The sequence below is a fragment of the Paenibacillus salivarius genome, from assembly GCF_051307165.1.
GTDB lineage: Bacteria > Bacillota > Bacilli > Paenibacillales > Paenibacillaceae > Fontibacillus.
Map to the genome: position 1 here is coordinate 2,602,987 of NZ_CP195592.1, position 14,034 is coordinate 2,617,020.

Consider the following 14,034-nt stretch of genomic DNA (forward strand, 5'->3'; position numbering starts at 1 on the left):
AGTCCCGGTTCATCGCGAGAAAGGAGGATTCGTGTGAAAACTCATATTATGGAGCTTCTGGAAGGGGACCGCCTTAGAGTCGATATTTTTAACAAGGCAGGACTGCACGTTCTTCCGAAAGGAACGATCATACATAAAGAAGAAATCGCATTACTTATCAGACAGAGCATTCATTATGTCGATATCGAGCCGAGAGAGGACAAGCTTCCTTTGTCACAATTGGACAGAAGCGGTTTTACGAAGCGTTTGAAGGAAAATTTCGAGTCGACCGTTCAAGGTTACCAAGCGTTATTTCTAGAGGCGCTAACAACGGGGAAATTCAATCGGTCCATGGTGGAAGAGAAGCTTCAGCCGATGCTGGAAATCATGGATTACAAAAAAGATGTCGTTGAATTGCTGATCACTTTGGGCGAGGAGGATGTAAACCTATATAATCATTCCATGAAAGTAGGTATTTTGTCCTACTACATTGCTTCCTGGCTGGGATACTCGCGGGAAGAATGTTATGAAATAAGCAAAGCCGGATATTTGCATGATATCGGTAAAAGCAGGCTGCGCCAGGATTTGCGTAATCGTGGAGAGCATTTGAATGAAGCGCAGTGGGACGAATTCAAGCGACATACCAGATACGGATATGAAATCATACGGGATTCGATGTCTGATCCGACGCCTGCACTAGTCGCTCTCCAACATCATGAGAAGGAGGACGGAACTGGTTACCCGCAAGGACTGAAAAAGGAAGAAATTCATCCCTACGCCAAGATCGTTGCCGTCGCTAATCAATATGTGGAATTGACTTCCGCGAACGGGGGAAGCGGACGGATCGGTCTGCTCTCCGTTCTGCGCAAAGTGTACGAATTGGGATTCGGAGAGCTGGACGAGCAAGTCGTTCAAGCGCTTACCCGCAACCTGCTGCCTCATTTTATCGGCAAACAGGCTGAATTGAGCAACGGGGAAACCGCCACGATCGTTTGGAACAATCCGAGCGAATTTTTCCGGCCGCTTGTACGGGTAAAAGACCGGTTTCGCGATTTGGCCATGGAACGGGACATCGTTATCGAAGAAATCTATATGTAAACACAACACCGGCTCCCGCAATATTGCGGCGAGCCGGTGTTGTTTAAGTTTAAGTTATCCGCGTAAAACAGCCTCATTCAATCAAGCCCAGTTCCAGGTAAACACGGTTTGTCACGACTCCGTCTACCGGTAATTGACGGTCACGCTGGAAGTTTCGAAGCGCTGCCGTCGTATCTCCGAGAAATTTGCCATTGCTGATTCCTTTGAAATAACCAGCGCTTTTTAAGCGGGTTTGAACCAGTTGTACGTCTCCGCCGACATCTCCTTCGGCCAATGCCCTGGGATCTTGGTTCGGATAACCGAGCAAATGCCCGTAGATTGTCACTTTCGTGCCCACCGGAATCAAATCGTAAAGTTCAAGCACGTCCCGGTTATTCATCCGGATGCAGCCGTGACTCCGATGTTGCCCGATCGAGTCCGGACGATTCGTCCCGTGAATACCGTAAAAACCCCAGGGCACATTCAGGCCAAGCCACCGGGGACCGAATGAGGGGCCCCAGTTTTTTCCTTTGTAGATAACGCTGTACTCCCCGACGGGAGTCGGAGTGGAGGTATTGCCGACGGCAACGGGATAGGTCTTTACAATCTCACCGTGAAGCCGCACAATCAGCTTGTGTTTGATCGGATATACTTCGATCGAGATGCCGCCGTCGTCGGCTACAATTGGAATGGAAGGATGCGCATCCGCGGGAGCGGACATGACGAATAGTCCGGTAAGAAGCAAGCTTCCGATCAAATAAACGATATTGGATTTAGGTATCGAACGATTCATCATCATCCCCGAATAAGATTGATTTATTAATCGTAAGAGTTCCCGCAAGAGTTGTAATTTATGCCGATGAATCGTTTTTGTTATATACTATTTTTAGTTACGATAAAGTGATTAAACACCCAGTAAGCTCGGGAGAGGATTAAATGTCAAAATCGACGATCAAACATTTTTGGCCGGACTGGAACGGAAATATCCGAAAAGGGGACAGCGGTTGGAACAATACGACCCGTTATGTAGAAAACAAAGGACTCAGTTGCGTACTGCGTATTTATGAAACGCATAGGGACAGGGATAAGATCGTTTTTGAGCATGAGCTCCTCGATAAGCTCAAGGATCTTTCGCTTCCGTTTCAAACCCCGGTTCCCGTGAGAACGCCTGATGGTGAAACCATCATGCAATTGGAGGATGGAAGTGGGCGATATGCATGTTTGTTTGAATATATCGAAGGCAGACGGCCCGAAGGGCACCGCTTTCAGGCAGCCCATGATTTTGGAGTTGCGACGGCGACGCTGGTAACCGCGCTTGCCGGGGTTAAAACAGATTTGACCCCGGCTTACCGCCCTTACTATGAATTGCAGCAATCCTATCCATCGTGCACACCGGAAACGGTACGGGATTTTTGCGAAAATCCGCCGAAAGTATTTCGGGATCTGCAACCTTCCATTCAGCAGATTGGATTGGTCTATGAGGATGTGGAATCTCGGCTTGACCGCTTAAAAAAACTGCCTCATCAGCTTGTTCACGGAGACTTGAATCCTTCCAATCTGCTCGTTGCGGAAGAGCGGCCGGACACGATCGCTGCGCTGCTTGATTTTGAGTTCTGCACGCGGGATGTCCGGGCAATGGAACCGGCGGTCGTTATCGCGGATTTGCTCGGCAATTCCGACCGCAAAAAGCTCATTCCTGAATTTTGCGAAGGCTTCGGCAGCAAATTGCGCCTTGAACCTGAAGAAATATCAGCGATTCCGGTACTTTTGAAATTGCGCAAAGTCGATGTTTTCCTCCACTTTCTGAGCAGGTTCGAGAATGGGACAGACGGTCCGGACGTGCTGCGTGCCCAAATTTCGACGCTGTCGGCAGGACTGGATGAACTGAAGCGGGAAGAGACATGGATCCGCGAAGTGCTTCGGGAATATTTGCTGGACTGGCTGGCATGAATGATCTAAAAGGAGATTCGGACTATTGAAAGCAAAGTTGCTCGACCTTCCTTCGTCGCCTGGCGTATATCTGATGAAAGATGCCCTTGGCGGAGTTATTTATGTCGGAAAGTCCAAAAATTTGAAGCAGCGGGTGCAGTCGTATTTTTACAATTCCAAATCTCATTCGAATAAAGTTAAACGTATGGTAAGCAATATCAAAGATTTGGAGTACCGGGTCACGGACACCGAGTTCGAGGCTTTTATGCTGGAGTGCCGGCTGATCCATGAATTAAAGCCGGTGTACAACAAAAAGATGAAAAACCCGCTTGCCTATCATTATATCGTGATAAGGTTCATCAAAGGTCTACGCCGAATTGAAGTCACGAATCGTCCGGACGACGCGGAGAATTGGAACTGCTTTGGTCCCTATTCGGCCAACAAGAGGACTATCGAAAAGGCCGTTCAAGGATTTCAGGAATGCTATAAGATATCCTGCAATCAATCCGTTACTGGTCATTCGCCATGCTTGAATCATTCGTTGGGTTTGTGTATAGGGACTTGTCTAGGTGGGGAGCCGGTAAAGGAGTACGACCGGATTTTAGACCGTTTTGTTGCGCTTCTGGATGGCAGGGATCACGGATTATATTCCGAGTTGGAGCAAAGAATGGCTTCGGCGGCCGAACGATTCGATTTTGAAGCGGCAGCCAAATACAGGGATTGCCTTGATGCGTTAACATTTCTGTTGAACAAGGAAAAAGTGATCGTTTTTACGGAGGAATGCCGCAATATCATACTTTTTGAACCGTTGGGCGAAAGTACGGTAAAATGTTTTCTCATTAAACGGAATCATGTGCTCTTCAGCGGAAAGTACAAAATTGGGGATGTATCTGCAGATCGGCTGGTCAGTGAGGTTATCGGGCTGATCACAACCCGGTTTCGTCAGGAAGAAGGCGAATATTTTCATAACGAAGTCACCCGGGATGAAATTGACGAAGCTCAAATTATTTACAATTATGTGCATGGGAGAGCGGACCAGTATGCTCTGATTCCTGACGAGTGGGTTGAGAACGGGGAGACGGATAAGATTGGATGTACCCTGAAGAAGCTTGTCAACGAGCTGGTCAGTCAAATGAAATCACATTTGCACATGGAAGGGACAATCGCACATGAATCATTATCCCAATGAAATCGAGGATTTTCACCAAGCGATCTTGAAATTGAGAGGAATTACGGGGATTGAAAGCGGCGTCGATAATCTGGAGCCGATTGATGGGGACATTTTGGGCTCCGCTCCATTTGCGCACCTGCCGCACGCGGCACTGTTGCGGACTCAAGGCGGGATGGAAAACGAGGTTCTGATTCAATTTGAAGTCATGATTGATTATTCGCTTGAAAGCATGCATTCTGTTGAATTTCTCGCTTGGTTCGTACGGGATTGCGCCCGAGGCGGAACCCAAATTCAGATGAGGCCTTTTGCGCTTCCTCCCGACTCTCCGTTCGGAAGGCAATTGGGCACGTCGCTGAAATTCCATATCGATCTTTTTATCGATGGAATCGAGGATACGTTGGAACCGGCATATGAAGTAATTCGCAGGCTCACCAAATCGCTTGAATCGGCGATTCGTTTATATGGGATTCCGCTCGTTGATGACATGGAGCTTTGAATTTATTTTCAAACCGATTATACTCTTATCAACAATCTTCTTATAGATCCGGGGGAATGATATGAGCAGCATCGAAATCGTTTCAATTAATACGGGAAAACCACAGCCACTTAAGTATCAAAAAAAGGAGATTGCCAGCGGCATTTTCAAACAGCCCGTAATCGAACCCATTTACCTTTCACGGCTAAATTTTGACGGTGACGAGCAGGCTGATCTGAAGCATCACGGCGGGAAAGATAAGGCGGTCTGCGTTTATCCGTACGAACACTATTCGTTTTGGGAGAATGAGCTGCATACCCGTTTGGAGTTCGGAGCGTTCGGGGAAAATCTGACCACCCGCGGGCTGTTGGAGTCGGAGGTTTGCATCGGCGATATCTTCGAACTTGGCGAAGCGGTCGTGCAAGTCAGCCAACCACGGCAACCCTGCTACAAATTGGCGGCAAGATACGGTTATACGGAGATGCCGCTAAGACTGGAGGAGACCGGCTTTACGGGTTTTTATTTCCGGGTGCTGAAGGAAGGAACGGTTTCACGGAACGGGGAGATGAAACTGGTATCCCGCCATCCCCAAGCGGTAACGCTTGCCTTTGCCAATCAAATGATGCACCGGGAGAAAGATAATTTGGATGGCATGCATAGTATACTCGAAGTGGAGGAATTGTCCGAAAGCTGGCGAAATACTTTTCTCAAACGGCTTGGCGGACAGGAAGTGAGCGTAAAGGAAAGACGGACGGGGCAATAAAATGAATGCTATAGCGGGAAAGTCCATGAAATAAGAGTATTGTGAAAAAACGAACGTATATTGTAATAAAAATCACATAGTTTCCCCTATCTATTACATATAATGATTTTGTATTTAAAACATATAGAGATAGGGGAGATTCCTGTGAAGGCAGCAGTAAAAGGTTTATTGGCAGCAGGATTGGCGGCAGCATTGTTGTCCGGTTGCGGTAACAGCAACGACAATGCGGCGAAAGATGCGAATAACGGCAAGCAGGCGGATGTCGTTACGACAGCGTCGATCGTTAATCAGGGAGATGCGTTCGTGAACGCGGTGAGCGACAAAGGAACATGGATTATCGCGGTGCTTAACGATCTTACGATTGATAAGGATGTCACCGTTAACGGGGAATTCCACGATAAAGGTGCGGCGGACGGAGATATCTACCGCAAAATCGCGCTTTACGCTCAAGACGCTGACCACAATATTACCGCTAGTTACACACTTACAGTACCTAAATTGACAGTGCAAAGCGAGAATTTGCGCATCCAAGGCGGAACCGTGAAAGGCGACGTTTATGTTGAAGCTAACGGCTTCAATCTTCATGAAACGGCTTCCGTCGACGGCAATGTTTACTTTGCGAACGAGGATGTAAAGGCTAGCGCAAAAATGGACGGCAAAGTAACGGGTGCAACGGAAGTAAAATAACGGCTAAAAGCTTAAAGCAGGAAGATCCTTGGATCGTCCTGCTTTTTTTATGCGTGCAGCTTTCCAACAAGCTTTATAATATTGTATGATATTCCAGGTAAGGCACTCGAAGGGAAATGGAGTGGATTTTGTTCAATGTATTGGAAGAAAAATCTGATTCTCTTCCTTGGCAGCCAGACCATATCGCTGTTCGGATCGGCTTTGGTCCAATATGCGATCATGTGGTACATAACGCTGACCACGGAATCCGGCGTTATGATGACGTTGTATATTATTTGCGGTTTTATTCCGACCTTTTTATTGTCACCGTTTGCGGGCGTCTGGGCGGACCGCTACAACCGTAAGATTCTTATCATGCTGGCGGATGCGCTTATCGCACTGGCTACATTGATTCTCGCCATTTTGTTCTTGCTTGGTTACGATGCGGTCTGGCTTTTATTTGTGATGGCCGCGGTCCGTGCTCTCGGCGCCGGCATACAGACCCCTGCGGTCGGAGCCATCTTGCCGCAAATCGTCCCGCAGGAGATGCTGACGAAGGCGAATGGGATCAACGGAACGCTGCAAGCGGTCATCACCTTTGTGGCGCCTATCGTAAGTGCCGGGTTGTTATCCGTGGCTTCCATTGAAGCGATTTTCTTTATCGACGTTATCACCGCCGCGATGGCGATTATGACGCTGCTGCTCTTTTTCAAAATTCCGGTTCATGTGAAAGCGGTCGGTAGTCAGGCGATCAGTTACCTGGAAGATTTTAAACTGGGATTAAAGTACATTAAGGAACACGTATTTTTGCAACGTTTGTTTTTGTTTTTCGCCATATTTTTTGTTTTGATGGCTCCGGCTTCCTTTTTGACGCCGCTGCAAGTGACGCGGAGCTTTGGGGATGAATATTGGCGGCTGACCGCGATCGAAATCGCCTTTTCCATCGGCATGATGGCCGGGGGCGGAATCATTGCGGCATGGGGAGGTTTTGCCAACAAGGTTTTGACGATGACGCTTGCAAGTTTGATCATGGGGGCATGTACATTGGCTCTCGGCCTAGTTCCCGTATTTTGGATCTATTTGTTCTTCATGGCTGTGTTCGGTGTGGCGATGCCGATATTTAATACCCCGACGAACGTGCTTGTTCAGGAAAAGGTGGAGGAAAGCTACCTCGGAAGAATCTTCGGCGTGTTCGGGATGATCTCCACGTCAATGATGCCGATCGGAATGCTGATTTTCGGCCCGATTGCCGACGTCATCGCCATCGAATGGTTGTTGATCGGAACAGGTGCGCTCATCCTTATTCTGTCGGTATTCCTTGGCCGGAATAAAGTGTTGATTGAGGCAGGGAAACCGGCCGCCGTACAAGAGTCGTTTTAACTCGCATTCATCGTATGAAAAGAAAGCGCGAGACGGAAAGAATTCCGCTGCTCGCGCTTTTTCTTTATTTGAATTGGAACCACTTGAAGTTAAACCGGCTGCCGGGCAGGAATACAAAGGATACGGTTCGAATCCCCGTGATCCGCTCGAGTTCGAATTCCCGTTCGCAATAGCCTTCGGAGAACGCAAATTCCACCATCTGTCTCGATTCGCCGTCCGTCCCGCTAAACAGAATATTGATCGTATTTTTGTCGATCGGCGAATGTCCGCAAATGACGAGTTTCGTGGCTCCCGTATCGCCGAAATCCATCTCTTCGTATACCAGGGATACATTGTTTCCGATATTTTCGATCGATTGCTCCGCCAGCGTAAACGTATCGCCATAAAGGCGGTTATGTTCAAGGGCGCTAAGCTGCTCATAAGCTTTTACCGGCTTTTTGAACTGGAACCCTTTCAGATGGATCTTTTTCTGCAGAATAAAGGTCAGTGAGGTGATTCCTTTTAGCCTCTTCGGCAAACGGTATGTTTCCTCCTGATACATATTCCAGATCGACGGCTTTTCATATTCGGCGGTCATCAGCAGTTCGGCATCGGGCTGGCCGGGAACGCCTTCCCAAATATCGAACGTAAACTTTCCGCCGTCCAGGCAGAAGATCGGCAAGGTGATTTCATCCGCGCCGAAGCTTCCGAAGTCTATATTGTCAAAACAAATCCAGCTTTCACGGTCCCGTTCGGTGGCGACGCCGCGATCATTGCCGTTCGACAGATTGCGGCTGGCCCCGCTGTGCAAACCGGCGGATACGAATTCATACGGGTTAAGATGCGCCGCTCCCAGGCCGGTAATGTTGAATTCCATCAAGGAGTACAAGCGGATCTTATCGGCTCCGTTCCTGGTGCCGCACCGCAAATAAATATCCCCGTCGCCAAGCGCGGTAATTACCGCTTCATGGCCGTTCACTTCCAGGGAAGCGACATTGCTGTCCACGCCGGCGGCATTGGTGACCCGCCACTCGACATCCCGGTACGTGGCATCCTCCGGATGCAGCTTGACCCGAACGGGAAGAGAACGTTTGTCGCCGGACAGCTGATTCCCTTCGGATGTGACGATTTCCAGCTTTCTTACGGGAATTTCCGTCTCAAAACGTTCCTGTTCCTGCTTGTTTAATTGCACGGCGTCCTGACCGACATAAGCGTAGAGCGTCGTTTCTTCATCATGGGTGTCTTGACGGGAAACGGCGGTTAATGAAATTTCGCACGCGGCCACCCCTTTGGAAGAGGCGCGTACGATTATATCCCCGGATTCCGTTGACGCCGCGATGATCGCAAGCAGCTTGCCGCTGAACATTTTGCGGCTCGTTCCTTTGTACGAGTCATAGTCGGTACTGTCCCCGTTGTCCAACCCCACCAAACGGCCTGGACCTTCTACCGTAACATGAACCCGGTTATTCGCATTTTCCACCGGACGGCCATCCGCATCGATAGCGGAGATTTCCAAGAATACGAGATCCGATCCGTCGGCCGTCAAGGTATCCTTGTCAGGGCGCATTACAAGCGTCGCAGCATCCCCGAAAGAAGCCTTCACGTCCTCGGCAACCGGCGTGCCGTTCTCGTCGTAGGCCACGGCGCGCAGAACTCCCGGAGTATAAGGGATTTTCCATTCTCCAAGAAGTTTGGTTCCATGGGCGTGGTCGATGTCAAAGGTGCCTTGCGAAATTTCATTAAAGAACAATTCCACCTTCGGCGCATTCGAGCATACCCGGACATCGATCAACTGACCTTCGGAAAAATCCCAGTACGGCAAAATATGAACCATCGGTTTCTCTTTGTAATCCGTCCATTCCGCCTGATAAATGAAAAAGGAGTCCTTTTTGAAGCCGGACGTATCCAATTGTCCGAAATAGGAGTTTTTCGTATGGTACGGAGTCGGCTCCCCGATATAGTCGAATCCGGTCCAAATAAATTGTCCGAGGGAGTAGGCGGCATCCCGGTCGGCTATGATGCACGCTTCCGTGCTTTTGGCACCCCAGCTCGTGGAGCTGTTTCCAAGGGAGGAACATTGCTCATCATCGTCCGACAGCACCGGCTGGGAGAACGGGAAGTGATAAATCCCGCGGCTCTGAACCGTCGAAGACGTTTCGCTACCGTAGATGATCCAATCCGGATGCTCCTTGTGATGCTGCTCATAATAAGACTCCGCATAATTATATCCGGCAAATTTAACGATATCCGCGCACTTCCGGGCGTTTTCCCAAGGCATGTAGTTGGAGCCGATCGTGACGACCGCGTTATGTTTCGGATCATGGACCCAAACCTCGTCTTGAAGCATGGTCGTCACCTGCTGGCCGCGTTCGTCGGCATGGGTATCGTAAATTTCGTTGCCGATGCTCCACATCAGCATACTCGGCCGGTTCCGGTCGCGGCGCACCCAGCTTGCCACATCCCGCTTCCACCATTCCGGGAAAAATCTTGCGTAATCAAATGGAGTTTTACTGCGTTCCCACATGTCGAAGGCTTCGGAAACGATCAGTACGCCCATTTCGTCGGCCAACTCCATAAGCTCGACGGCAGGCATATTGTGCGCGGTGCGAATCGCATTGACGCCCATTTCCTGCAGCAGAGCAATCTGTCTCCGTAAGGCCGTCTTGTTGACGGCTGCGCCGAGGGCGCCCAAGTCGTGATGCTGGCAAGCGCCGAAGATTTTGACGTGACGGCCATTAAGGAAAAAGCCTTTTTCGTTATCGAATTCCATCGTCCGAAAGCCGAACGTTTGCGTTTCTTCCTCGGTCACGGCACCGTCTACGAGCAGCTCGGTCCGGAGTTGATAGCAGTAGGGATGAACGATATCCCAAAGCTCCGGTTCCTGAACCCGGATACTTGCGGGGACGGTCGCCAACGACCGGCTTGAATCTCGGGAAACCCCAATCTCCGCTTGGTTGACCACTTCTCCGGAAGCGTCCAAAATGCTGTGTCGCAGCACATAATCCGCCGCCTTAACCTCCTCGCCAAATTCCACTTCGGCTTGGATCTCCACATTCCATGCGTTGCCGTCTTTTTGGGTCGAAATGTAAATGCCGTCAGGAACAAGGCGGGTTTGCGGGTAAGTTTTCAGCCAGACGTTACGGTAAATCCCTGCCCCGGAATACCATCGGGAATTGGGGGACTCATGCACGACGCGGACGTAAATTTCGTTCGATCCTTCCTTTATGTATGGAGTAATATCCATTTCGAAGGTAGAGTACCCGTATTTCCAGGTTCCCGCTTCTTTACCGTTGACGAAAAGCGTGGAGTCCATATATACGCCTTCGAAACGGAGGGCGAATATTGATCCGGGTTCGGGCTTTTCCAAGGTAAATGTTTTGCGGTACCAGCCTTCCCCGGTTTCGTACAGGTTGTTGGAGTCGTAAATAAGCCAATCGTGGGGCAGTGTTACCGGCGACCATGCCACGGATGATGCGGTGATGTCGCCGAATTCCGTATGGAGCGGCTGCTTGACGAAAAACCAGTCGTTATTGAATTTTCGTTTCTTGCTCATTACATCGGGCTCCTTTAAGTTCATATGTTGTCTCATCCATTATAGACCATTTGTTCAACGAAGGGCATGGTTGCCGTGCAAAGCCTTATATTCCGAAGGAGTGCATTTTTTGTAATTTTTAAATACCCGGTTAAACGTTGCCAAACTCCCGAATCCCGAACTCATCGCCACCTCCATCACGGACAGATTCGGATCGATCAGCAGTTTTTCCGCATGCATGATTCGATGCTGGTTGAGATAGCTGTAGTAGGACATGCCCATAAATTGTTTGAACAGCCGCATAAAGTGGAATTTGCTGAAACCCGCCAGGTCCGCAAGCTCCTCAACTTGGATGTCTTCGGTGCAATGCTCGTTCATATAATTGCAAACCTGAATGAGCTTATCGATATATTTGAGCTTTTTTACACCTTCGTCGCGAGGCGAGTGCCGCTTTTCATTCATGAAATTCCGGCCCAGAACGACTAAAAACCGGATAAGCAAGGAATAGGAAGAAGCCTCCCGGAGGAGCGATTTGCTGAAATATTCCTCCATCAGTTCAAGAAGAAGCGGCCTCAGCGATTGATGAAGCTTTGGATTTTGCCCGGAAGTGATGTGCAGGCAGGGACGCAGCAAATGAAACGTGGAGTTGAAACCGTCTATGTTATACAAGGTGGAACAGTCAAACTGCAAAATCATTCTTTTTCCCGATTCGGGCGCAAAAAGCCGGTGCAGCTCGCCGGAGGGGATGACGAAGATATCGCCGGGCTGCAGCACGTACTTGATATCGTCGACGACGGCTGTGTAGATATTCTCGATCGGCATGATAATTTCCGCGGCGGTATGCCAATGGATCGGATAATCCTCGGCCTCCTGGTTCAAATAAAGCCGGATCCCGAAATGCTCGCGGTAGGCAACCGTTTCTTTGGCACCATGCAAAATTTCGATCATGATTCACCAGTCCTTTCCGGTCGAAGTTCGCAATATTTGAGAAGCGATTAGCTAAATTCACGAAGAACGACAAAGACAAAGCCGATATAATAAAGCCAATTGAAACCGCATACATATCGCAAAAACGGGTAAACAAGCGATCTGGAAGCAGCCGGTACACTTTCTATCATACGAGCGAAGAATTGCCGGAATTCACGAAATATTCGATGTAGGACCGGAGACGGAAGATTAGAAGAAAGGCAGTGAGGCTATGGCACACATCAAAACGAAAGACGCAACCCCGCTTTGGCTGCATGTCCGTAAGGAATGGAAGCTTTACTCGTTTCTTGTCATTCCGGTGATCTACTTTCTTATCTTCAAATATGCGCCGATGCTCGGGAATATTATCGCGTTCCGCAAATATCGCGGCGGACCGAACTTGTTCGGGACGGAATGGGTCGGATTCGACTATTTCAAGATGTTTATGAAAGATCCGAGTTTTTGGCGGGCCTTCAAGAACGATCTTGTATTGAGCACGACTTATTTGCTCTTCCGCTTTCCGTTGACGCTCTGTTTTGCGCTTCTGTTGAACGAGATCGTCAGACTCCGGCTGAAAAAATTCGTTCAGACCGTCTCTTACTTGCCGCATTTTATATCGATGGTCATTGTAGCGGGGATGATCAAGGAAATGTTATCTCTGAACGGACCGATCAACGCGCTGATCGCAAAGCTAGGCTTCGAGAAAATCCCGTTCATCTCTTTGCCGGAGTGGTTCCCGGCGATTTACGTCACCTCCGGGCTTTGGCAGGGGCTTGGCTGGGGCACGATCCTGTATTTGGCGGCGATGACCGGGATCAATACCGAGCTTTACGAAGCGGCCAAAATCGATGGCGCGAACCGTTTCCGTCTGGCCTGGCACGTGACGATCCCCGGTATTTTGCCGACGATCATGACGCTGCTCATATTGGATATCGGCAATATATTGGGCTCGAATTTCGAAAAAATATTGCTGCTATACAATCCGCTGACGTATGAGACGGCGGACGTCATATCCACCTACGTATACCGGATGGGGATTACGGGCGGCAATTTCAGTTACGCGACGGCCGTTGGCCTATTCGAAGGCGTGATCGGCTTGATCCTCGTTACCATTGCAAACCAGGTATCCAAGAAAACGACGGATTCCAGCCTGTGGTAGAAAGGAGCCTACGTAAATGAAAGTATCGTTGTCATATCGCGGCTTCCAAATATTCAACGGATTGATCATGACAGTCGTTGTTTTTATGACGCTCTATCCGTTTGTATATCTGGTCGCCCAGTCGTTCAGCGGAGAGGCCGCCGTCTATGCGGGAAAGGTTTCGTTTTATCCGGTGGATTTCACGACCAAAACCTATGAGGTCATTTTGAGCAAACCGGACTTTTTCAGATATTACGGGAACACCATTTTATATGCCGTCGTCGGAACGCTGATTTCCGTGGCGGCGACCGCGGTGTTGGCTTACCCGCTATCCAAGGAAAGACTGCGGATGAACAAGTTTTTTATCCCGTTCGTGCTGTTTACGATGTATTTCGGCGGGGGGCTGATTCCGAATTACATATTGGTGGCCAAGACGCTCGGCATGCGCGACTCGATTTGGGCGATCGTTATCCCCGGAGCGATCAGCGCCTTCAACGTCATTCTGATGAAAACGTTTTTCACCAGCTTGCCGAACGAGATCGAGGAAGCGGCGAAGGTGGACGGATTGGACGTTTACGGAATATTCGTTAAAATCACGCTGCCTTTGTCGAAGCCGATTATTGCAACGATGGTGTTGTTCGTCATTGTGGGCATCTGGAACAACTGGTTCGGGCCGTCGCTTTATTTGCAATCGAAGGATAAATGGCCGATTGCCTTATATTTGCGGCAAGTGATCGAAACCGCGATCAGCCCAACCGAAATCGGGGCCACATCCGAGGAAGCCAACCAGATCGCCGCAACCGTCAAATCAGCTGCCATGGTGCTCACCTCACTGCCGATCATCTGCGTATACCCGTTCGTTCAGAAATATTTTGTCCAGGGGATGATGATCGGGTCGGTTAAGGGGTAAAAGGCGTGCTTAATATTGCTGTTATATAAAATGAACAAGTTCTTTTCCTACGTTCATTTTTTATATAAA

General features: G+C 49.2%; 12 protein-coding genes. 9 read left to right on the top strand and 3 right to left on the bottom strand.

What is annotated here, in order from left to right:
• The first annotated feature begins 33 nt into the window (after positions 1 to 33).
• The gene (locus ACSFXJ_RS11770) at positions 34 to 1,077 is read left to right on the top strand and encodes an HD-GYP domain-containing protein (RefSeq protein ID WP_435925437.1); all 1,044 of its coding nucleotides are present in this window, start codon (positions 34 to 36) and stop codon (positions 1,075 to 1,077) included.
• Between the two features lie 73 nt (positions 1,078 to 1,150).
• Here ACSFXJ_RS11770 and ACSFXJ_RS11775 read toward each other — a convergent pair whose 3' ends face one another.
• Entirely contained in the window at positions 1,151 to 1,777 is a 627-nt protein-coding gene (locus ACSFXJ_RS11775) for a L,D-transpeptidase family protein (RefSeq protein WP_435925743.1), read from the bottom strand.
• Between the two features lie 215 nt (positions 1,778 to 1,992).
• On the opposite strand from ACSFXJ_RS11775, the gene ACSFXJ_RS11780 reads away from it, so the two are divergent.
• The 6 genes from ACSFXJ_RS11780 to ACSFXJ_RS11805 all read left to right on the top strand — a co-directional run bounded on the left by ACSFXJ_RS11780 (position 1,993) and on the right by ACSFXJ_RS11805 (position 7,440).
• Positions 1,993 to 3,006 carry a phosphotransferase gene (locus ACSFXJ_RS11780; RefSeq protein WP_435925438.1) on the top strand — a complete coding sequence of 338 codons (1,014 nt, stop codon included), beginning with the start codon at positions 1,993 to 1,995 and terminating at the stop codon, positions 3,004 to 3,006.
• A gap of 25 nt (positions 3,007 to 3,031) precedes the next feature.
• Entirely contained in the window at positions 3,032 to 4,174 is a 1,143-nt protein-coding gene (locus tag ACSFXJ_RS11785) for a GIY-YIG nuclease family protein (protein ID WP_435925439.1), read from the top strand.
• On the top strand, positions 4,155 to 4,652 hold the full coding sequence (locus ACSFXJ_RS11790; protein WP_435925440.1) for a hypothetical protein: 498 nt from the start codon (positions 4,155 to 4,157) through the stop codon (positions 4,650 to 4,652). Before ACSFXJ_RS11785 ends, ACSFXJ_RS11790 begins: the two co-directional genes overlap by 20 nt.
• Positions 4,653 to 4,713: 61 nt before the next feature.
• Positions 4,714 to 5,394: an MOSC domain-containing protein gene (locus tag ACSFXJ_RS11795; RefSeq protein ID WP_435925441.1), complete on the top strand. Its 681-nt coding sequence runs from the start codon at positions 4,714 to 4,716 to the stop codon at positions 5,392 to 5,394.
• Positions 5,395 to 5,538: 144 nt separating this feature from the next.
• Positions 5,539 to 6,081, top strand: a complete 543-nt coding sequence (locus ACSFXJ_RS11800) for a polymer-forming cytoskeletal protein (RefSeq protein ID WP_435925442.1) — start codon at positions 5,539 to 5,541, stop codon at positions 6,079 to 6,081.
• Between the two features lie 135 nt (positions 6,082 to 6,216).
• Positions 6,217 to 7,440 carry an MFS transporter gene (locus ACSFXJ_RS11805; protein ID WP_435925443.1) on the top strand — a complete coding sequence of 408 codons (1,224 nt, stop codon included), beginning with the start codon at positions 6,217 to 6,219 and terminating at the stop codon, positions 7,438 to 7,440.
• Between the two features lie 64 nt (positions 7,441 to 7,504).
• Here ACSFXJ_RS11805 and ACSFXJ_RS11810 read toward each other — a convergent pair whose 3' ends face one another.
• Together ACSFXJ_RS11810 and ACSFXJ_RS11815 are read right to left on the bottom strand one after the other, a co-directional pair.
• Positions 7,505 to 10,972 carry a DUF4982 domain-containing protein gene (locus ACSFXJ_RS11810; RefSeq protein WP_435925444.1) on the bottom strand — a complete coding sequence of 1,156 codons (3,468 nt, stop codon included), beginning with the start codon at positions 10,970 to 10,972 and terminating at the stop codon, positions 7,505 to 7,507.
• 54 nt (positions 10,973 to 11,026) lie between these two features.
• Positions 11,027 to 11,899, bottom strand: coding sequence for an AraC family transcriptional regulator (locus tag ACSFXJ_RS11815; protein WP_435925445.1), 873 nt, complete (start codon positions 11,897 to 11,899; stop codon positions 11,027 to 11,029).
• A gap of 250 nt (positions 11,900 to 12,149) precedes the next feature.
• On the opposite strand from ACSFXJ_RS11815, the gene ACSFXJ_RS11820 reads away from it, so the two are divergent.
• Together ACSFXJ_RS11820 and ACSFXJ_RS11825 are read left to right on the top strand one after the other, a co-directional pair.
• Positions 12,150 to 13,076: an ABC transporter permease gene (locus tag ACSFXJ_RS11820; RefSeq protein ID WP_435925446.1), complete on the top strand. Its 927-nt coding sequence runs from the start codon at positions 12,150 to 12,152 to the stop codon at positions 13,074 to 13,076.
• A gap of 16 nt (positions 13,077 to 13,092) precedes the next feature.
• Positions 13,093 to 13,965 (top strand): carbohydrate ABC transporter permease, encoded by an 873-nt coding sequence (locus ACSFXJ_RS11825; RefSeq protein WP_435925447.1) that lies wholly within the window; start codon positions 13,093 to 13,095, stop codon positions 13,963 to 13,965.
• The last annotated feature ends 69 nt before the right edge of the window (positions 13,966 to 14,034 follow it).